At 37.1% G+C, this 22,234-nt stretch carries 16 protein-coding genes; 11 read left to right on the top strand and 5 right to left on the bottom strand.

The window, feature by feature from the left end; all coding sequences use genetic code 11:
• Position 1: 1 nt before the first annotated feature.
• The 3 genes from AAC026_RS17295 to AAC026_RS17285 are packed head-to-tail and all read right to left on the bottom strand — an operon-like array spanning position 2 to position 3,538.
• Positions 2–946 carry a phosphoribosylaminoimidazolesuccinocarboxamide synthase gene (locus tag AAC026_RS17295; RefSeq protein WP_339700688.1) on the bottom strand — a complete coding sequence of 315 codons (945 nt, stop codon included), beginning with the start codon at positions 944–946 and terminating at the stop codon, positions 2–4.
• 42 nt (positions 947–988) lie between these two features.
• Complete coding sequence (locus AAC026_RS17290; RefSeq protein ID WP_339700686.1) at positions 989–2,305, bottom strand: toxin-antitoxin system YwqK family antitoxin; 1,317 nt, start codon at positions 2,303–2,305, stop codon at positions 989–991.
• 54 nt (positions 2,306–2,359) lie between these two features.
• Positions 2,360–3,538 (bottom strand): acetyl-CoA C-acyltransferase, encoded by a 1,179-nt coding sequence (locus AAC026_RS17285; protein ID WP_339700683.1) that lies wholly within the window; start codon positions 3,536–3,538, stop codon positions 2,360–2,362.
• Positions 3,539–3,867: 329 nt separating this feature from the next.
• Between AAC026_RS17285 and AAC026_RS17280 the strand changes: the two genes are divergently transcribed.
• The 3 genes from AAC026_RS17280 (at position 3,868) to AAC026_RS17270 (ending at position 10,002) form a co-directional block, all read left to right on the top strand.
• Positions 3,868–8,412, top strand: coding sequence for a PAS domain-containing protein (locus AAC026_RS17280; RefSeq protein WP_339700680.1), 4,545 nt, complete (start codon positions 3,868–3,870; stop codon positions 8,410–8,412).
• Positions 8,399–9,061 (top strand): response regulator transcription factor, encoded by a 663-nt coding sequence (locus tag AAC026_RS17275; RefSeq protein WP_339700677.1) that lies wholly within the window; start codon positions 8,399–8,401, stop codon positions 9,059–9,061. The genes AAC026_RS17280 and AAC026_RS17275 overlap by 14 nt, the downstream gene beginning before the upstream one ends.
• Positions 9,062–9,219: 158 nt before the next feature.
• On the top strand, positions 9,220–10,002 hold the full coding sequence (locus AAC026_RS17270) for a hypothetical protein (protein ID WP_339700674.1): 783 nt from the start codon (positions 9,220–9,222) through the stop codon (positions 10,000–10,002).
• Positions 10,003–10,006: 4 nt separating this feature from the next.
• Here AAC026_RS17270 and AAC026_RS17265 read toward each other — a convergent pair whose 3' ends face one another.
• Entirely contained in the window at positions 10,007–10,954 is a 948-nt protein-coding gene (locus AAC026_RS17265) for a hypothetical protein (RefSeq protein WP_339700671.1), read from the bottom strand.
• Positions 10,951–11,922, bottom strand: coding sequence for a VWA domain-containing protein (locus AAC026_RS17260; protein ID WP_339608665.1), 972 nt, complete (start codon positions 11,920–11,922; stop codon positions 10,951–10,953). Before AAC026_RS17260 ends, AAC026_RS17265 begins: the two co-directional genes overlap by 4 nt.
• 329 nt (positions 11,923–12,251) lie before the next feature.
• On the opposite strand from AAC026_RS17260, the gene AAC026_RS17255 reads away from it, so the two are divergent.
• From AAC026_RS17255 to AAC026_RS17220, 8 genes are all read left to right on the top strand, one after another.
• Positions 12,252–12,704 carry a hypothetical protein gene (locus AAC026_RS17255; RefSeq protein ID WP_339700668.1) on the top strand — a complete coding sequence of 151 codons (453 nt, stop codon included), beginning with the start codon at positions 12,252–12,254 and terminating at the stop codon, positions 12,702–12,704.
• A 340-nt stretch (positions 12,705–13,044) separates the two neighbouring features.
• Positions 13,045–13,635, top strand: a complete 591-nt coding sequence (locus AAC026_RS17250) for a hypothetical protein (RefSeq protein WP_339608667.1) — start codon at positions 13,045–13,047, stop codon at positions 13,633–13,635.
• Between the two features lie 217 nt (positions 13,636–13,852).
• Positions 13,853–14,314 carry a hypothetical protein gene (locus tag AAC026_RS17245; protein WP_339608668.1) on the top strand — a complete coding sequence of 154 codons (462 nt, stop codon included), beginning with the start codon at positions 13,853–13,855 and terminating at the stop codon, positions 14,312–14,314.
• Positions 14,315–14,413: 99 nt separating this feature from the next.
• Positions 14,414–14,977 carry a hypothetical protein gene (locus tag AAC026_RS17240; RefSeq protein WP_339608669.1) on the top strand — a complete coding sequence of 188 codons (564 nt, stop codon included), beginning with the start codon at positions 14,414–14,416 and terminating at the stop codon, positions 14,975–14,977.
• A gap of 625 nt (positions 14,978–15,602) precedes the next feature.
• On the top strand, positions 15,603–18,704 hold the full coding sequence (locus AAC026_RS17235) for a SusC/RagA family TonB-linked outer membrane protein (protein WP_339608670.1): 3,102 nt from the start codon (positions 15,603–15,605) through the stop codon (positions 18,702–18,704).
• Between the two features lie 9 nt (positions 18,705–18,713).
• Positions 18,714–20,288, top strand: coding sequence for a SusD/RagB family nutrient-binding outer membrane lipoprotein (locus AAC026_RS17230; RefSeq protein WP_339700665.1), 1,575 nt, complete (start codon positions 18,714–18,716; stop codon positions 20,286–20,288).
• Positions 20,289–20,300: 12 nt separating this feature from the next.
• Positions 20,301–21,215, top strand: coding sequence for a hypothetical protein (locus AAC026_RS17225; protein ID WP_339608672.1), 915 nt, complete (start codon positions 20,301–20,303; stop codon positions 21,213–21,215).
• 294 nt (positions 21,216–21,509) lie between these two features.
• The gene (locus AAC026_RS17220) at positions 21,510–21,917 is read left to right on the top strand and encodes a TonB-dependent receptor plug domain-containing protein (protein ID WP_339608673.1); all 408 of its coding nucleotides are present in this window, start codon (positions 21,510–21,512) and stop codon (positions 21,915–21,917) included.
• Positions 21,918–22,234: the final 317 nt, after the last annotated feature.

The following is a 22,234-nucleotide window of genomic DNA, read 5'->3' as shown; positions in this document are numbered from 1 at the left end:
CTTAATTTTTATTTAGGTATCCGAGGATATTATTTTCTATTCTTTTTTCGATTTCTTGAGTAGGGTGTTTTACAAATTTATCCCCAGTTACTTTTTCAAAAAGTTCAATATACCGGTCTGAGATTGATTTAACAACCTCATCGGTCATCTCAGGGATTTGTTGACCTTCTTTGCCTTGAAAACCATTTTCAATCAGCCATTGTCTCACAAATTCCTTCGAAAGTTGCTTTTGTTTTTCATTATTTCGCTGCCTTTCTTCATAGCCTTCTTTATAAAAGTATCTTGAAGAATCAGGTGTGTGAATTTCATCAATGAGGTAAATCTCTCCATTTTTATGGCCGAACTCGTACTTGGTGTCTACCAAAATCAAACCTTGATCAGCAGCTAGTTCTGTTCCTCTTTTAAAAATGGCTTGAGTATATTTTTCAAGTTGTTTGTATTCTCGCTCAGATACCAACCCTTGTTTTAATATTTCTTCTCTTGAAATATCTTCATCATGTCCTTCTTTTGCCTTGGTAGTTGGTGTAATGATAGGGTGAGGTAGTTTGTCATTTTCTTTCAAACCTTCTGGTAGCTCAATTCCGCAGAGCTTTCTTTTTCCGAGACGGTATTCGCGCCATGCATGACCAGCCAAATAGCCTCTAATGACCATTTCTACAGGGTAGGTTTCGCACTTCAATCCAATACTCACGTTTGGATCTGGTGTGGCCTGTATCCAGTTGGGAACAATATCTTCTGTGGCTTTTAAAAACTTTGAAGCAATTTGGTTCAATACCTGTCCTTTGTAAGGAATTGCCTTAGGTAGCACCACATCAAAAGCTGATATTCTATCTGAAGCCACCATGGCTATAAAATCGCTAAAGAAATAAATGTCTCTTACTTTTCCTCTATAGAAATCAGACTGATTTGGAAAGCTGAAATTGGTTTCTCTAATACCTTGGATCATTTGGCAAAAATAGTCAAAAAATAATCTTGCTTAATGATTGGTTTAGTTTTCTGATGAACTGATTAATTTGCCCCTAGAATAGACTTCTTTTTTGGTCACATCTCCGTTGCTATTATAGTACTGCCAAGTTCCCTCGCGCATGTCATATCTATGATTTCCCTTGATTTTCATCTTTCTTCCATCAAAATACTCAGTATAATTTCCAGACTTTGAGCCATTCACATAACTGGTTTCACTCTTTACTTTTCCGTTTGGGAAGAACATGGTTTGAATACCTGTATTTCGTCCATATTGATATGGCGATTGCTTTTCAAGATAACCTTCGTTACTGTACTCCTTGTAAAAGCCATTTACTACTCCGTTGCTATAAGGGGTTTCTGATTTCTTTTGCCCATTTTCATAGAACTCTACCCAGGTTTTGTTTGGAGAAGCGTTTACATAGTATTGATTTTTCTTTGTGTTTCCATTCTCATAAAACTCCTGAATGTTTACATCTTGAGTAACTCGCGTGTAATCTTCTACTTTCTTTACCTTGCCGCTTTCGTAGTAAGTATAGTTTTTGCCCACTTTGGCTCCTTTGTCGTAGGTGAATTTTTCTTTGAGAGCCCCATCGAGATAATAGCTTTTTACTTCGCCTACATATATGCCATCAAGATACTTTCCCTCGTCTAACAAGCTTCCGTCTCCATCAAATCTTTTGAATGGCCCATTTTTATAGCCACCAACATATTTATATTCCCATTCGATTTGGCCGTTTTTGTAGTAGGTAAGGTATTTGCCTTCAATTACACCTTGTTTGTAATTGAATTCAGAAGAGATTTCTCCAGTTTGATAGTAGGTTTTGGCCGGGCCATGCTGAGTTCCGTTATTGTATTCAAACTCTGATTTTAGGCTTCCTGAAGGGTAGTATTCTTTAGCCCATCCTATTGGAGTACTGTCATTAAATTGGGTTTCTGTCTTTTTGGTACCGTCTTCATAATATGCAGTCACCAGACCGTTGAGTTCACCATTCTTGTATCCCCCGTTTTGAATCGGTTTTCCTGATCGGGATAAAATTTGGAATGGGCCTGTTTTTTCTCCTTGATCAAAGGTTATGGTGCTTAGTTTTTTTCCGTTTTCATAGAATTCGTTGAATACGCCATTGGGTTTTCCGTTTTCAAACTTACCCTTCATGGCTATTCCACCTTCTTCATAATACTTAATGTAATCACCATGAATTTTGGTGGTGTCATTATCCAGAATGTAATATTCTTCTTTGATGATCTTGTTTTCTGGTGGGTAGTATTTTACCACCTTTTGCTGGCCCAGTAAAGAGATAGAGCCGCTGATTATCAGTATGATTGAAAATAGATGTTTCATAAAAAAAGCCTTACGTAAAGTTACGAAAGGCTTTTTGGTTTAGTATAATTGATGTTATAATTTTTCTATTACCATGGCCGATGCACCACCACCACCGTTGCATATTCCGGCTACTCCAATACTACCTCCTTTTTGATGTAGCACCGAAGTAAGGGTAGTTACAATTCTACAGCCAGAGGCACCTAGCGGATGCCCCATTGCTACTGCACCACCGAATACATTTACTTTGTCGGCATCTAAACCAAGCTCTATGTTATTGGCTAAAGCTACTGCAGAAAATGCTTCATTGATTTCATAATAGTCAACTTGCGACTTATCTACACCTGCCATTGCCATTGCTTTAGGAATTGCCTTTGAAGGAGCTGTAGTGAACCATAATGGATCTTGAGCAGCATCTGCAAAACCTATGATTCTAGCAATTGGCTTAATGCCCAATTCTTCAGCCTTTTTCTTGCTCATTAATACCATTGCCGATGCACCATCATTAATAGTTGAGGCGTTGGCAGCAGTAACGGTTCCTTCCTTGCTAAATACAGGTCTTAATGAAGGTATTTTTTCGAAAATCACGTTGTGAAATTCTTCGTCTTCATCCATAATTATTGGATCCCCCTTTCTTTGCGGTATTTCAACTGGAATGATTTCATTTTTGAAATGGCCTGCAGCTGTAGAAGCGGCTACTTTTTTATAAGAATTGATGGCAAACTCATCTTGTTGCTCTCTTGTTATGCCCATTTCTTTGGCGGTATTGTCAGCGCAATTCCCCATCGGAAACTGGTTGTAAACCTCCCAAAGGCCATCGTGCAACAAGCCGTCTATTAACTCACCATTTCCATATTTATATCCATAACGAGCCTTAGGAATGTAATAGGGTACATTACTCATGCTTTCCATTCCGCCAGCTACAATTACATCCTGCGCACCAATCATGATAGACTGAGCAGCAAACATAGCGGCTTTCATACCAGAAGCACACACTTTGTTAATGGTAGTGCATGGCACGTTGTCTCCAAGACCAGCGCCAATTGCAGTCTGTCTTGCCGGAGCTTGACCTAAGCCTGCAGAAATTACATTGCCCATAAAGACTTCTTGCACATGCTTGGCGTCTAAACCAGCTTTTTCTAAAGCACCTTTAATTGCAAAAGATCCAAGTTGTGTAGCTGAGAAACCAGCCAATTTACCTCCAAAGCTACCAATAGGAGTTCTGGCAGCCGATACTATATAAACTTCATTCATATTGAATTATTTAATTGCCTAACGAGTGTTAGCAAATGTAAGAAATACTGAGCCAAATAGGAAGGGAAGTACGATGTGAAAGTGAGTGAATAAAGAGTGAAGGGTTCTCTATGCATTTTATTTGTTTACATATCGCAATGAAACCTTGAGATAAACCCTTAATTTAATGACTAGGTAGATCGCTTAGCTTTAAGAAAATAAATTCATTCATATTTGACGGTTTCACCTAGGCTACTCTTTTAGGTACTTTTTCTGCTAAAGAATGTAGTTTGTTTTTTTCATACTAAGTTGAAACAAGAATCAGTGAAAACATTAAGGAGATTGTGAGAATGGCAGACAAGAGGGTATTGAAAGGCAATAACTGGCTTAATGAAAAGGAGCAATTGTATAGCGCAATTGAGGGCAATAAATCCTTGATTGAAATACTGTTCAATACTAATGACTTCGGGATGACTCTGTCGAGCGAAGCGGGGTATATACTCGTATTCAACGATCAATTTATTGAGCTAATAGAGTCTTCTGATAAAGGGATTGAAGGCAAGAAATTGGCTGATTTCGTAGATTCAAATTCTTTAAAACTTTTTAAAAAGAAGCGCAAACAAATATTTAGTGAGGAGTTGATTGAAAGCATCGAGTATCAACTCATTACAGAAACAGACTCCATTTTAGATATTAGCGAAACAACCAAGATTGTAACTATTGGTAATGGCAAATACTTATTGTCAAGCTTTAAGAACCTTACGGAAGAAAGAAAAAATCAGCAAGAGCTAAATAGTTTGTATGCAGCGATTAACAAATCTTCTAATGCGATTGCGATAACGGATACTTCTGGAGTAACCCTCTATGTGAATGATGTTCACGAAAGCTTTACAGGGTTTAAGAGGGAAGAGTCGTTGGGTAAGGTTGTCACATTATTAGACCCTAAGTTTATTGATCCTGAAATTATCAAAGAAATTAAGCTCAGGTTAAACGCAGGAAAGCAATGGAAAGGAAAATATACTTCACAACGTAAAAGCGGAATTTTCTTTGATATTCAGATTACCGTTTCACCAGTATTTAATGATAATGGAGAGATAGATGTCTTTTTATTTCACTCTGAAAATATTGAGATAGAGGAATATATTCATGATCGGAAAATTCAGGAACTGGATTTACTGAATACTAAAGAGCTATTATCTAGAACAGAAAAGATTGGAGGCATAGGCTCGTTTGAAATGGACCTTAAAACAGGTAAAATTGTTTGGTCAGATAATATATATCATCTTTTAGGAGTACCCGTTTCAGCCAGTCCTTCTTTAGACTTTTTTGGCAGAATAAAGGAAGAAGACAAGGGCGTGATTTCCCAAGCGTTCGAATTAAAATCTGGTCAAAGAACAAATTTTAGCTTCAGAATAGACATAGAAGGAGAAGATAGGTCTTTATACTGCGAAATAGAGCGAATTGGGGATGATTTGATGGGAATGATAAGAGACATTACCAGCGAAGTATTTTCTAATCTAGCGTTGAAGGAAAGCGAAGAAAAATACAGATTTCAATCAGAATCTTTGCCCCACATGCTTTGGCTGGTAGATGTTCAAGGTAATTTATCTTACCTGAACAATAAGGGAAGAACATATTTTGGGCTTTATGATAATGCATATTTGGGTTTAAAGTGGTTGGATTTTCTTCACCCTGATGATATTGTTCTAATCCATCGAAAATGGAAAGTCGCCAATAAAAATAAGACTACTTTTTCTGAACAGGTACGAATTAAAAACTCAACCGGCATTTACAGGTGGTTTATGGTTTCTATATCACCCATGCTAGATAGTGCAGGCAATATTACTTCACTAATTGGTATTTCTACAGATGTTCATGACCAGTACCTTATTCAGTCCAATTTAAAAGAAAACGAAGAGAAGTTTCGTACCATTTTTGAGCAGAGCAATGACGCTATGATCATTCTAAAAGATGGGTTTTGTTTGGATTGCAATGTTAATGTTAAATCTATTTTTGGAGTAGCTCAAGAACAGTTGAAGAATGAAAAACTCTGGAAATTTACGCCTGAATATCAGACCACAGGTCAGCTTTCAGAAGAGTTTTTGTCTGATCAAATCGAACATGCTTTAAAGAATGGACAATCTAGTTTCTTTTGGGATGTAAAGAAGCTAAATGGAAAGATCATCTACTGTGAAGTAAACCTGAGTAGAATTATGATCGATGGTGACATCTTCATCTTTGCAGTTTTTAGAGATGTTACAGGCAGGGTCAAGGCTGAGAAAGAACTACTGGATAGTAAGCAAAAAATGGCATTGGCCATTGAGTCGGCTAGAATAGGCACGTGGGAATTGAACTTGAAAACAGGTAAAACTAAGTTCAATGAATATTATGCTGAAATGCTGGGGTATGAATTCCATGAAATTGTACATGAGCAATCATTTTTTAATGATCGGGTACACCCCGATGATCTTGAGAAAATTGAAGCTTCACTTTATGATGATAAAGTTAAAGACAGTGGAGGATTTGAGCTTTTGATTCGAGTAAAAGGGAAAGATGAAAAATGGCGATGGATCTTAGATCGAGGTAAGATTATAGAAAGAGATAAGGCTGGTCAACCACTCATAATTTACGGTACTCACATAGATTTTACCGAATTCAAAGAGAAGGAGATGGCAATTCTGAATGCCAATCTTAAATACGAGTTAGCAGCAACCACCGCTAAAACAGGTGTTTGGGAATGGGATATGGTTTCTAATCATCTTGTTTGGGATAAAGGCATGGCTTCAATCTATGAGAGAGAATTAGCTGATAGTAGTCAGATTGAACTTTCTGATTGGCTGAATTACGTTCAGCCAGAGCACAAAGACCAACTGACTCGAAATTTAGAATCCCTGGTGAATGATAGGGGAGTGTTCGATGTAGAATATGAAATAAAGACTGAAACGGGTAAAACAAAATACTTAAGGTCTACAGCTAAGATTTTTAGGATTAGTGAGGAAGAAGGAGATAAAGTGATTGGCCTAAATTTAGACATCACAGATTCGTACCTTAAAGACCAAGAACTATTAGAAAATGAAGAAAGATTAAAACTAGCATTTGACGGTGCCAATATGGCCTTAATGGATTGGGACTTAGAAACTAATACCGTTAGTGTAAGTGATAATTATCTGGAGATTATAGGTCAGGAAAAGGGGCGATATGATCCTACAAAAGATCAATTTATGGATTCAGTACTGCATCCAGATGATAGTGAGAAAGTGAGAATGCTTTTCAGTAAACTTAAAGTAGGTAAACTTCGACACTATGAACTTGAATACAGAGTACTGACTCAAAACAAAGAATTAAGGTGGCTGAAATCCAAAGGAAAAACTTTTCTTGACACCAACGGAAGAGTACGAGTGATAGGGCTAACAATGAATGTAACAGCCACTCGGACTGCTCAAGAACAGCTTATGGAGAGCCAAAGGGTTTTGAACCTTGCTATTTCTGGCACTAAGCAAATAATTCTTGATTGGAACATTAAGGATGATGTGCTTGAATGGAATGATAATTACTATGAACTTATAGGGAGATCTAAGTTTGATTTTGAGAATAATGTCTCCGATCACATCAATAAAAGCGTGTACACAGAAGATGTTGAGTTGGTGTTAGAACTAGCCAAAAATCTAAAATCTGGAATCATCAACGAAATGGATGTGATGATAAGGCTGGTAACTAAAGCTGGTGATTTAAGGTGGATGAGGGCGTTAGGTAAGAATGTAGAATTTGATAAATCCAACTTACCAAAAAGGCATGTGTGTACTTTAATGGATGTAACCAAAGAACGAAACTTAACCCTTGATCTAGAAAAATCATATGCCCAATATCAGTCTTTAGTTGAAGATATTCCAGGGCTTGTGTATAGTGCCAAATATCCATCTAAAGAGTTTGTGTATGTAAATGCATACTGTAGTGAACTGACGGGTTTTACAGCAGATGAACTGACAAAGGAAAATCGACTGCAATACCAAAAACTGATTCATCCTGATGACAAAAGATTTGTTGAATCAAGCCTTAAAACGGCAATAGAAAATAAACAAGCCTATCGATTAAATTATAGAATTCTTGATAAAGAAGGAAGAATAAAATGGCTTTCAGAATTCGGTCATGGTATCTTTGGCCAAAATGGAGAGCCTTTATCTATTGAAGCCTCGGTTTTTGATATAACCGATAGAGTGAGGTCTGAAGAAAAAGTATTGGCTGCGGTTTTAGACGCTGCGGATGAAGAGCGAAGTCGTATCTCTAGAGAGATTCATGATAGCTTGCAACAAACCCTGACTATCGCTTCGCTCAATTTAGAGTTCGTGAAAAAGGAAAAACATCTGTTGAGTCAAAGGGTGCTAGAACGATATGAGCGAGGTTGGCAAAACCTGAGAAAATCTCTAGACCAAACGCGCGAAATAGCACATAGATTAATGCCTAAAGCTATTGAAGACTTTGGTTTAACTGAAGTAGTAAAGGATTTAGTTGATGAATTGAATGCTACTTCTGCTGTGAATTTCGAATTCATTACTAACTTAGAGGAGGAACGACTTAATGTTAGTACTGAAACCAGCTTTTATAAAATTATTCAGGAGTCTATTACCAACATTATTAAGCATGCTCAAGCTCAAAGTGTTTCAATTCAGTTGATAAAACTACCTTCTAGCATTCAATTAATTATTGAAGACGATGGACAGGGGTTTGATATGGATAATATTAACTTCAATTCTTCAGGATTTGGCTTGGCAAGCATGAAAAACAGAGCTAGTGCTCTTTCAGGTGAATTTATTCTCGATTCTTTTCCAGGAAAAGGCACCTCATTAATTTTAAATGTCCCATTGGGTAACTCTAAAGTAGTATATGAAAACGATTAGAATATTTCTGGTTGATGACCATAAAATGATTCGCGATGGTATTAAGTTTTACCTTGACGAAGATGAAAGGTTTGAAATTGTTGGTGAGGCCAATAATGGACAGGAAGCGCTCTCAATGATAAATAAGAACAGCAATTTTGATGTGCTCGTAACAGATATTGTTATGCCCTCTATGGATGGTATTGAGTTGGTGAAAAACTTGATTCAAGGAGCAACCATTGAATTCAAGATTTTAGCACTCACCATGTTGAGCGAGACACAGCACATTAAGAAAATGCTCAATTACGGTATTCAAGGCTATATTTTGAAAAGCAGTGGAGAAGAGGAAATTAAGAGGGCAATAACAGAAGTGGCTGCAGGTAATACCTACTACTCGCAAGAAGTGACAACCATAATCATGAACAACCTAAGGGGAGATAAGTCGCGAGGCTCCAGAATGGCACTGGATATTCCTTTAACCAAAAGAGAAAGGGAAGTGCTTCATCTTATCGTCAAAGAATACTCGAATCAGGAAATTGCCGATGAATTATTTATTTCTGTTCGTACGGTTGATGCTCACAAGAGAAACTTATTAGAAAAAACTGGAGCTAAGAACATGGCGGGCTTGGCCGTTTATGCCTTAGAAAAAAGACTTTTTGACGACATCTAATAAGTGATTCACCTATTTATTAGGTGATACTTTGATTGTTATTTATTAGGTGATCACTTCATATTTTACCTATAGTTCTCAATTAGTTTTATAACTAAGAACAACCGCCTGTCTTTATTTTAACTAACACAAGTAAAGACAGGCACATTCACCTAAATATGGACGCCAATAATCAAAAGGTACATGAAGGTCTTCCCTTCAATGGTACATGTTTTCAGCCTTTTAGTTTCAAACTCTCAAACATTCTAAGCCGGAATTATAAAGGTTCAATTTCGGCAATAAAACTCAATACGGAACTCATTAGCCGCATAGCAGGAAGCTGTGGGGTAAATGAAGGAGCCGTGAAGGGGCGAGTGCGTGAAATATTAAGTCAGGCAGAAAGTGTAGGAAACATAGTAGACGATATGCTTTTGCTTTTAAGAATGGAGCACCAAATGCTCGACCAATCCAAAGAAGACTACAAAGTATTAGAAATCGAAAATCAATTAAATATTTGCTTTCAAGAATATTCAGCCTGTAAAGAACATAGGATAGAAGATTATCTTAAGGACGTGTATGTGAATACTGATTTTGAAAAAACAGTATGGGCTTTTGATAGATTGATCAACTTAATGAGGGATTTCCCAACGGGGAATAAACCAGAACTTATGGTTAAGCTAAATCAGAGCTTTGTGAATGTAAATATCAGTATGGCATATAACGACAGAAAAGATTGCGCTGAATGGGAGTCTTTTTTTTCAAATCGCGTGAACTTCACTGACAATGAAAGAATGAGTATGCTTTCACTCAGACTCTATGTAATTAAGAAGCTTTTTAACTTATCAAACTGTCAAATAGAAGCTTCGAAATCGTCAGATAAGATCACCTTTGCTATTGCCTTACCATTGGCACATAGAATGTTATATCAGAAATCCACTCAAATGAAGTCTGATGCGGCATAAGGGTTTACCAATCTGGTTTGCTTGAATCTTTTTTCTTTGTAGCCTTTCTTTTATTTTGTTGAACATACTGAATTTCATTGTTCTTCATGGCTTCTAAAATCATCTGAGCCTTTTCAGGGCTCATGTTCATCTCTTCTAGTTTTTCTTTCAGCTTTTCAAGAGGATCTTTTTCCTGAGGTTTTTCTTGATTAGGGTCTTGCTCGTCTTTGTTTTCTTGCTGATCCTTCTTCTCTTGGTCTTTATTCTCTTGTTTTTCCTGGTCTTTCTTTTCTTGCTCGTTTTTCTCTTGTTGATCTTTTTTGTCTTTCTGCTCCTGATCCTTTTTATCTTGATCTTTCTTCTCCTCTTGATCTTTGCTGTCTTCGTTGTTTTTCTCCTGCTGTTCTTGTTCCCTTATCAGCTTTTTCAAAAGCTCATAGTTATATCTAGCAGATTCATTTTCAGGATTTTTCCTCAACGAATTTTTGAAATCATTTAAAGCCTGATTAGTTAGAGATTCCTTTTCTTCAGCTTTTGCCGCCTCACTTCTTTTATAAGCTATAATTCCCTTTTGATTAAAAGCACTTGAAGCAATTACCTTATTTTTTGCATTGCTAGATAGTTCGTCATAGTTGTTGCTAGCAATACTGGCATATTTTAAGCTTTCACTAGCCATTCCCACAGCACTACTGTCTAGGTTGTCAGGGTTTTTAGAAGCTTCATTTAGAATACCCAATGATTCCTTATCGCCATAAGCTAAAAGGTAAGCAGCGTTGGCCATATTGAGTCTGGCATCTTCATCACCAACTAACATAGAGTCCAAAAGATTGGCATAGGCAGAAATTGCCTGTTCGTAGTTTTCTTTGTCGTAGAATGCTTTGGCCTCTTTTTTTAAGGCATTGGATTTAGCAATTCTAGTTACTGGGTCAGTAATACTAGTGAATACTAGAATGAGTGTGATTAAATATTTCATAAACGTAATGTCTTTCTCCTTATTAGTGCATCTAAGAGTAGCAATATGATTGCAGCACCTAGAAAATAGTAGAACTTATTAGCTGAAGCATCAATCTGGCGAGTGTCTCGTACTTCACCTTCTACTTCATTAATAGCTCTTATCAGTCTTTTAACATCATTTTGATCTTGATTAATTTCAAAATAACTCCCGCCAGTATCGGCTGCCAGCTTTCTTAACGACTCAGAGTTTAGCTTTGTTATTACTTCTTGTCCGTTTCTGTCTCTTTTAAAAGATCGCCCCTCTGGAATTTTGGCCCCTTTTTCAGTTCCAACCCCAAGAGCGAAGAGCTTAACTCCTGTGCTCACCACTTTTTTAGCAGCCTTGTCAGTTTCATCTCCAAAATCTTCGCCATCACTTATCATTAATACAATTTTCGACTTTTGTTGTGTGATAGGGCCTTGAGCAGCTAGGTCAAGCTTTTCCATAGCAATATTTAATGGAGCGCTAAAATCTGTTCCTGCATTAGGTACCAAGTCAGTTTTGAGTGTGCTAATAAATAGATTGATTGCACTTTGATCGTAAGTCAGGGGGCACTGTATAAAAGCTTCAGATGAAAATATAATCAACCCAATGCGGTCTGAGCTAAAGGCCTCAACGATATTATTGAGTTCAAATTTGATTTTTGAAAGCCTAGACGGTTCAACATCTTGCGCGTTCATTGACTGAGATAGATCGACAGCAATATAAATGTCTTTGCCTTCCGACTTTACTTCTTTGGTTGTTTCTCCAAAAGATGGTCCCATCAGCGAGAAGATGATTAGAGCAAAAGCCAAAGTACGGAGCAACACCTTCAGTAATAATGGCCTGAAGCTAGTTTGTAACCTTTTTGCAATTGTTGTAAGACGGAAAATGTATGCGAGATAGGCGACAACAAAAAGCCCAATAAATATCGCCTCTGTCGTTCCTATAGATTTAAACCAAGTCATGTATTTTTTAGCTAATCAACAAAGATAGTAATCCTTTGACGTCTAGGTTAACCGTTTGTCAAGCGCTTTCTAAAAAATGGCTGTTAAAGATTGTTAATATAAGGCTGTAAGAGGTGTTTTAGGTGAAATGCGTAAGAAGCTAAGTGAATGTATATATCAAAGTAGGTTAAAATCTATCCTATCGAAAGGTATATCACCTACATGTTATGATTACTTCAATCTCTAATCTATTTAAGTAAAACAGATATTTTTCATATTAGGGAACTGACCCAGAAGATCGGGCCGCCATTCAATGACCTTTGGAATACAGAACAATTAAATCAAAAGTCATGAAAAAGTTAATCATCATCGCGATGTTGCTCGTTGGTAGCAACTCAGTTTTTTCTCAAACCTATTATAAGGCAAGGTATGAAAAGCCTTTCACCTTTCAAGTAGCTCCAACCTATTTCAATTATGGAGGCGATTTGTTTGGATATCAGATAGGTGTCAATTTTAAAGAAGTCTTTAACCTCAGTTATTTCCACACAAGGGATTACGATTTTGGTGAACGATACATGGACGATCGCTTCGCTGGAATTCACAGTAGTATAATGTTGCCAGTAGGTGACTATATGCAGATTGGACCATCGGTGAGATTGGCTACTTACAATTCAGAGTTTCAGGCGCTTTTTATTGCAGGAGAAGCTAGGTTTGACCTAAGCGAATCTTGGAAGTTAGGCTTTGAATATGGAGTGGGGGAGAAGAAGGGTTTTGGTTTGAAGTTTATTTGGAACATGTATTAATAAGAAATCATGGAACAGCTAAACCAAAAACATCTGAAATCACGAGGCTTAGAATCTTCAACAGTTTCGTGGAAATCTAAGACAGGCACTGAGTCTACTAACGGATATAAAAGTCGTAGTTACGAATGGCTCTTTGATTCAACAGTCCGAGTGAATACGCTTAACAAATCCATTAACAATGAAATGGATAAGGTTATTAAAGCAAAACAAAGAAGTATAAGAAAGAGGTTGTCACACTGGTCAGTACCGTCCCGTACTTTACGGCCTAAAAGCCAAAGGAGTCCACTGAATAATTTTCTTAGAAATGTAATTGCGTGTCAAAATCAAAGAGCTGAGTAAGATGAAGACTTTGGTATCGTTAATAATACTGCTAGTCACTTTAAGTTCATGCTCAGATATTTATGAACAAAACGAAGTTGAGTATTTGTTGTCAAAAGGGCAGCACACTAGCAGAAGGGTAGGAGGTTTTCCGGGAGATAAGCTCGGGACATTAAAGTCGGAGATGCTGGCTTTTACAGCACGATTTGATGAGACAGTCCGTTACGATCTAGGAAACAAAAATCAAGAAGACATTAATAAGCTAATGGGTTTTTCTGATTGCAACAGTTTGCACCATGAGAATAGTGTAAGATTTGGGTGGAGGTATAGTATAGAAAAAGATTCAGTAGAAATTTTCTCTTATGCCTATACCAGCGGAGCGGTAAGTTATCATCATATGGGAGATGTAGCTATTGACGAAACAGTACACTATCAAATTCAAATAGTTGACAATAAATTTTATCTACTATTGAATGGAGAAGTAAGTCAGGAGGTTGACCGAGGGGCGAGTTGCGATACAGGCTTGTATTATAAGTTGTATCCCTATTTTGGTGGAGATGAAACTGCACCGCATGACATCTCAATTTATATTAAAGAAATATTGAACCAATAAAGATTATCGGTGAGCGTTCATGGCTCATTGGTTAGTTGTTCTGAAGGAGGTCGATCAAGGGTTGGCCTCCATTTTTTTTGTGCCAGACCATGTGATGTTTAAGTAAAATACCTACCGTCTTGATGGTTTAGCCTAAATGTAATGATTCGCTTTTTTCATACTTTATCCCTTTGGTTATCAGCTACTTTTACTTTACAGAATAACAACAACCAAAGCCATGAAATATGCCATCATCATTATGCTAAGCCTAGTATGCTTAGAAGTGTCCTCTCAATCCCTTTTCAAGCGAGCAAATACTCCTAAATACAATATAGAGATATCTCCATCTGCAAATAGAACGGTTTATGGATGGAAATACGGAGTCAGATTAGGGGTCGATTTTAAATCGCGCTTAAAGTTGGGTTACACCAGATTGGAAAGTTTTGATAACTCAGAAAAAGGTCAGAAGACATTTTCTGGATCATACTTTCAATATACTCTTAATCCAAAGTCAAAATTTACTGTGTTGCCAAGTTTGAAGGTAGGGTTTTATGACGGCCGATTTCTAGCAATTCAACCAACGATAGAAGGAGCGTATGCGTTACGAGAAGATTTGTCTTTTAATGCAGGAATTGGCAGAGTTGATGGGTTTGCAAGTTTCGATTTAGGGTTAAGATGGAAACTTAATCTCTCTAGGTAAAAGACCTATAGTGCTAATTGAATTACCTAAAATTATTAATACGAATTATCTCAGCATATAAGAGCCTGTTATCAGCCAACTTTGATTTAAATAATAGTTATGAAAATACGTCAAATACTTTTCGCTTTAGCATTTATCACACCACTATTGACTCTGCCAATAGATGGGTTGCTAAGCTCTCCAGAGGAGTTTGTGGTCTTGAGTCCAGAGGTTAATAATGATTGGGTTCCAGGCAGTGAATGGGTAGATTGGAGAAATGGAGAAGCGTACCCTACCGCCAAATTTGGTGAGTCAGTTTGGATGACGGTTAACTTTAAAGGAGCATCAAAGCAGATGTCGTATATAGAAGCTGAGATGTCTGCACCTGAAGGTTGGAGGCTTCCTACAAGTGATGAATGGAACAAGCTTCTTGAAAGAACGGGGTTCCTATCGGATCCGAATCAGATAATACCAGAGGATTACTATTTGTTCAATTTTGAATCAGAGGGATATAAAGATCCGCTCATGGGTAGAATTGGAGTTAACCAAGTAGGGTTCTTTTGGGTGAAATCTTCAAACAGAGAAATTGGTAATTACATCTCTGTACCGAACAGAGAGCTAAGATATAATCACGGTAAAATATCAATAACTGCTGAAATGGCGGTAAGGTATGTGAAAGATTAATTGAGTACACACACAAATGTTTTGGTTAAAGGGCTTTCAGACGGAAAGCCCTTTTTTTGTTTGCAGTCTATCTAAAGCTTTTTATTCCGTTAGGATAGTTGAGACTGTGAGTTTTACTCGCTCACTTGTATTTCTTCCTTTGATGTTGGTGGTTCTTAATTTTGTTCAACTATTTGATGTAGATGGATGAGATCATAATAATCAGCCAATGAGTGCTTTGAATCCGTACAGGTGAATTTATGTATGGATCTCGATGACGCTATTGTACAATCTTATATTTTTTTTAACTGGCTGTTATTTAGGTGTTTATCCGTTGTTTTTAGTTATGTAGTGCAATATCGGTTTAAAATAGGAAGGTATTGTCTTTGAAAAATAGTTATTAGATTTTTTAATCTAATTGCCAACTTTAATAATCCAATTATGTATCGTTTGGGTGTCTTATTTGTCAATTTAAAAGCTATGTAATTCTGAATGAGGTCGTAAGTAATTAAGAATAAAATGCTCTTTTAAGTCTTTAATAGGTGAAAAAATGTCGTCAATGTTTTCTTTGACCGTATTTTATTTTACATTTGGTAATTCAATCGAATTATTTACTAAAATAATTTTTTTACTAAAACTACTAACTATGAAGAGAGTATTACTGACTTTCATGATGTCAGTGCTTGTCTCCTTATCCACTATTGCGCAAGAGCGTAATATCAAGGGGAAAGTAACTGATGAAACTGGCCAGGGGCTTCCTGGTGTTAATGTCATAATTAAGGGCACCACTACGGGTGTCGCCACACAACCAGATGGTACATATGAACTGTCTGCTCCAGCAAGTGGTGTTCTTATTTTTAGATTCTTGGGGTATGTTACTCAAGAAGTCCAAATAGGGACACAGACTACAATTGATATTCGCTTAAATCCAGATGCAAAAGATTTAGGTGAAGTTGTAGTTACTGGTCAAGGTATCGCGAGAGATAAAAAGTCTCTTGGTTACGCAATAGGCCAGGTAGACAAAGAGTTGCTAGAGGCAAGACCTGAAGCTGATGCTGCATTATTGCTGAAAGGCAAGGTGACTGGCGTTTCTGTAATATCTGCTGGTGGTTTTTTGGGACGACAAGCTAATATTACCATCAGAGGTCAATCTTCAGTAAATGGAAATAACAATGCTTTAATTGTTGTTGATGGAGCTTATGTTGACTTCAATAGATTTCAAGATATAGATCCGAATAACATTGCCGATATTACTGTTCTTAAAGGCTTAGCGGCATCTGCTTTATATGGTCAAGAAGGACGTAATGGTGTTCTTTTGGTAACAACTAAAACAAGCCAAGCAGGTAAGAATGAAGCTGCTTTCACAATGACACTGAATCAACAATTTGTAATGAACCAAGTGTCAAACTTACCAGACTTTCAAAACACTTATGGGCAAGGGGCTGATAATGCTGCCAATGTAACTTTCGTAGGGAACTGGGGAGCAAGGTTTGATAGCAATATTCAAGTGCCTCATCACTATGCCACTGGTGCACAACCTGGTTATGACGTATTATTTCCAGATTTACAGGGGCTTGTGGATTACAAAGCTTTTCCAGATAACGTAAATGATTTCTTTAAAAATAGCTGGGGAACAAACACTAGTGTAAATATAGGTGCCAACGTAGGGAAAACTTCTATTGGCTTCAATACTGGCTTTGTTGACCAGTCTAATTATATTCCAGAAAACAATCAAAGAAGATTTACATTGGGGACTAGCATTAATTCTCAGTTAACTGATAGACTGTCATTAAATACAACCTTCAATTATTCAGAGAATGATACTCGAAATCCTACGTTCAATATTTTTGATAGAATGGTTTATCTACCAAGAAACTTGGATATCCAGGGGCTTCCTTTTGAAAACCCGCTAACTGGTGGTAATATCTTCTATAGAACAGATTTGGAGAATCCACTGTGGCAATTGAAGAACACTTCATTTAAGGATATAAGAAGAGCATTTTTCGGTAAGGTTGGTATTAATTATGATATCAACGATAAGCTTTCTATAGGCTATAGACTTGGACTAGACTCCTACAATACGGTTGGTACTAATAGGGTCAACAAAGGAGGCCTTTCTAATCAAGGAATTGGTAGCCTATCTACTACAAACTCTCAGAGATTGACTTTTGATCATAACATACTGTTTAATGCGCTTGATTTGTCATTGACTCCTGATTGGGTTTTGAATATTAATGCGGGTGCAAGAACAAGAAGTATTAATACTGAAAGTTTTGGAATCAGTAGTACAAATCAGGTAGTTTTTGGTTACTTCAGACATAGCAACTTCACAACATATCAACCAACAGCTAATATTGATAGAAGGACTAACAATGTAAGTGTTTATGCTCAAGCTGAATTTGCCTATAGAGATTATTTATACATAACCTTAAATGGAGCGAATGATTGGGGATCACAAGTGGAAAAAAACAATAGAAGTTTGTTTTACCCATCTGCGTCCGCGGCATTTATACCGACTAACCTATGGGACGACTTAAAGTCTAATACACTTAGTTCCTTGAAAGTAAGACTTGGTTATGGTACTTCGGCTGGCTTCCCAAGTTCATTCCAAACAAGAGCAACTTTGGCTGCAGATGCACAAGCATTTGTTACGCTTAATGGAACAAACATTTCTACCAATGCGGTATCAGGTTTCCGTCCTAACCCAGACCTTCTTCCAGAGAGAGTTAAGGAATACGAGTTCGGTTTAGATACTAAGCTTTTTGATTATAAAGTAGCAGTAGATTTGAGTTTGTATAAGAAAATCAGTGAAGATCAAGTATTAGGTAGGTCTTTGCCTGCTTCAACAGGTTTTTCAAGTACGGTCATTAATGCTGGTAGAATCGATACAAAGGGTTTAGAAGCCTCTGTTACGGTTTACCCAATTAGAACTAACGACTTTACATGGACGATTACGAACAACTTTACGGCTTATGAAACTACTGTAATTGATTTACCTGAAGGGGTAGAGTTTGTGTCTTACGCTAATGGTCTTAATTATGCCATCGAAGGTCAGCCACTAGGTGCATTTAGATTAAATTACGTGGTAAGAGATGAGAATGGTTTAGCGTTAATTAATCCTGATGATGGTACTGTTATTGGAAGTGGAGAAGCTGGATTACCAAATAAGGTAGTAGGTGACCCTAACCCAGATTTTAATTATACAATTATTAATGGTTTCTCATATAAAAACTTCAATCTGAATGTTCAGGTGGATTATACTCAAGGTGGTGATTTTTATTCAAGCACTGTGTCTAACGTTTTTAGAAGAGGAACCACTACTGATACTGAAGATAGAGAAGGTACATACATTATCCCTGGTATTTATGGAGATCCTACTACAGGGTTACCAATTTTGGATGATAATGGTAACAAAATCAGAAACACTATACAGTTAGGTGCTAATGATTTGTACTTCTTGAATACAATGGATATTAATGACAACTTGGTTTTCGATGCTACGGTATTGAGAATTAGAGAGGTAAATTTGAGTTATAGATTGCCAAATCGATTGATGGAGAAGTCTCCTTTTCAGGCGGCAAGCTTTTCATTCAATGTTCAAAACCTATGGTATAAAGCATTCAATTTTCCTCCAGGTATAAACTTTGATCCAGAGGTGAGTTCAAATAATTCAAATGGAAGAGGTTTTGATACGCAGTCGGATCCTACCAGGAGACAATTTTCTCTTGCTCTTAGATTAACGCTTTAAAATATGACTATGAATTTATATAAAAGACTATTTGTGGTTCTTGCTTTTGTGGGAATCGTATCTTGCGACACTTTAGAATTAGATTTGCAAGAAAATCCAGATGCGCTAACACTTGCATCCGCGGACGTAGACTTGGTATTTAATACAATACAGTTCAACTTCAGGAACCAAATGACCTCGTTGGGGTATTTATCTGATGGGCCAATGAGAATGGTGAACTTTTTCGGGACTTATAATCCAGGACAAGGTACAATGAACGGTAACTGGTCACAAATATATAATACTGGTACTAATTTGGATGCACTGAAGAGCTTCTCAGATAATGAAGGTTTCACTTTCCATTATGGAGTAGCGCAAATTATGCAGGCAACAATGTATGTGAATATTGTTGACTATATTGGTACAGCAGTTTTTACTGAGGCAAACAAATCAGGAGAGTTTCCGAATCCAGGATTGGATGCAGGAGCAGATATTTATACTGCTATGTATGACTTGATTGATGAAGGTATTGCTAATATCAACGGCACAGGTAGAGCACCTCTTAATGATTTGTACTACGGTGGTGATGCGGCTAAATGGGTAGCATATGCAAATACTTTGAAATTGAGAATGTACTTACAAACAAGGTTAGTGAATGGTACAGAATCTACTCAAGGGATTAACGCTCTTATTGGGGCTGGAAGTCTTATTGATCAACCTGAGGAAGATTTACAATTCCAATATGGTACTACCCCAACTCCAATTGAAAGCCGTCACCCATTATTTACAGGTAACTATATTAATGGTGCAGGTGCTTACATGAGCAATGGCTTAATGTCTTACATGAAAGATTCAATGTCAGTTGAAGATCCACGAATGAAGTACTATTTCTATCGACAGTCTGATAGAACTGCTGCTGATTTAATTTCTAGTGATATTGTTCGTTGTAATGGTAATGCGAGTTACGACTTCTGTACTATTGGCGATTTCTATTATGGCAGGGATCATACAGATAATGAGGGTGTTCCTGGTGATGCTAATATCAGAACTACTTATGGTATCTATCCGGCAATGGGGGCGTTTGATGAAGGGAATTTAATACCTGCATCTCAAACAAGTGCAACAGGTGAGGGAATAGCTCCTTTACACCTTTCTTCTTGGACAAACTTTATGCTAGCTGAGTCGGCTTTGACTTTAGGAACAACAGGTAGCCCTGCTACTTATTTAGAAGCAGGTATGAGACAGGCTTTACAGAAGGTTAGAGGTTTTTCTCCAGCTAATATGACTACGGGTCAGATTGATGATTATGTGAATGAAGTACTGGCTGAATATACTGCCGCATCTAATACTGAAAAATTAGATATTATTACTAGAGAATGGTACATTTCATCTTATACAAATGGGTTACTTCCATATAATACATATAGAAGAACTGGTTTCCCGTCATTCCTTCAGGATCCGATAATTAACGCTGGGGCTTTTGTAAGAAGTTATTTCTTGCCTGATAGTGAATTGAACTCAAATTCAAATCCAGATTTCGCAACACAAAAATCAATTACTGATCAAGTGTTTTGGGATACTAATCCAGCTAATTTTATTAATTAAAAAGACATGAATATGAAATTATATAAGTATATTCTCTTGGTGTGCGTGTTCTTCATGGCATTTTCTTGTACCGATGAAGACTTGTTTAGGAATGAAGTTCACTTTAGACTTGAAAACGGGGGGTTTGTTCGTTTTGCTGGCCCATTCAATGCATTAATTGGAGCAGATGATCCTTCGTCTTGGTCTTATAATGAACTTGTAGAAGATGTGAATAATAACTTAACATCTTACGATGTGTATGTCATTGGCGGTGGTGATACCACTTTGGTGGTTTCTCATGCGAACCCAACTGGGCAATTTGGGATTGGCCTTACATCAACAAATGTTGCTGCAGCTTTAGGGGTAGATCCATCAACTTTTGAGTTTGGTCAATCTATTAGGTTTTGGGCGACTGCAACAAGAAACGATGGTGTTGTTTTTAACGCTACTCCTTTGAGTGCTGATTTTACTACTGGTGAAGTAACAGGAAATACTCAAGAGCAACTGACAACAACAGCAGGCTATAGAAATGCGCTTACATTTAGTTTGATTATTGCATGTCCTAGCCCGCCAGATGTGTCTAGCTATGTGGGTACCATGAATGTTATAACCTCTAGTTGGTTTGAACTTGGCCCTGTAACTGTAGAGGCTGGGCCTGGAGCTAATCAAATTACTTTGAAGAATCTCCAAGGTGGTAGCAACCGTAGGATTAGAGGGAGTTCTGCGGACTTCGTTTTGACTTTGAACAAAGACCAAACGGTTTCATTTGATAGACAAGAAGGCTGGAATGATTCTGGATTTAATTCACAATACGGTGAGTACAGATTTATTCAAGGTGCTGGTAGTAACTTTACATTCCAATGTGCTAACAACAGAATAACAATTAGAATGTACGCTAATGTTAATGCTGGTAACTTTGGGACAAGCACTATGGTTTTAGAGAAGTAGTTATTTAATGGATGGCCTGATTTGATTCGGGTAGGTTGAATAACAATAAGTTAAAAAACAGTGCCTAACTTTTCTAGGCACTGTTTTTTTATACCTTGTATCTGATTTTGAAATTAGGATGGGAGAAATAAAGGAGTATTAATTAGAAAATCTATTTTAAGTAATTAATACTATTTCTAACTATCTTTAAGGTAGACTCCATTCAAAAGAAATTAAGATACTTGAAATACTCTGGCTTTGAGTTTCAGTCACTTTAGGTCATACTTTTCATTTATATACAAAAAACAACAAACCATGAAAGCAACAGCTACAATTTTACTCTTAGTCTTATGCACTTTTCTTTTTACACAATGTGCATCTCAATCATCAATTGCACAAGATCGAGTTGACCCTAATAAGGGGTTTGAACAATACTCTTCTCTTTATCAAGCACTAAAGTCTATTCCTGGAATAACAATATCGGGAACAGAAAGTAGACCAAACATTGTGCTCCGAGGAGGGGGGGCAGGAGGGATTGCTAACGTTCAACCCTTATTTGTTATTGATAATGTAATGGTGGGTACCAACTATACTCAGGTCAATGCCATGGTGCTTCCTTCTAACATTAAATCGATTAAAGTTCTAAATAGCCTTGCTTCTGTTAATCAATATGGGCAAGAAGGACGTGGTGGAGTGATCTTGATCAGAACTAAAAGCTCGTAGTTTGTTAAGAGCGTTATAGTCAATATAGTTGTGATTTAGAAAATCTAAGAAAGAAATCATAATTGACATTTCAGGTGGTATCAATCCATCGGTGCAGTTAGGTATCCGTACTCATCAAATAGCTATTTAAGGCCGCTCATTGAACGGCCTTTTTTATGTTCAACTGTCTGATGGTGGAAAGCTGTTTGGCTTCATAGCTTTCCAAACTTTTAATAAATTCAATTAAAGGAATGTTGAACTTTTTACAAATTGAACGATGGGGTGACTCGTCCTAAAAAAAGTTTACAGGTTTAACATTTAGTACTGTAATAGATTTA

The sequence above is a fragment of the uncultured Roseivirga sp. genome (assembly GCF_963973945.1).
Taxonomy (GTDB): domain Bacteria; phylum Bacteroidota; class Bacteroidia; order Cytophagales; family Cyclobacteriaceae; genus Roseivirga.
The sequence above is the reverse complement of the archived record's forward strand: the minus strand, read 5'-3'. Positions and strand labels throughout refer to the sequence as shown.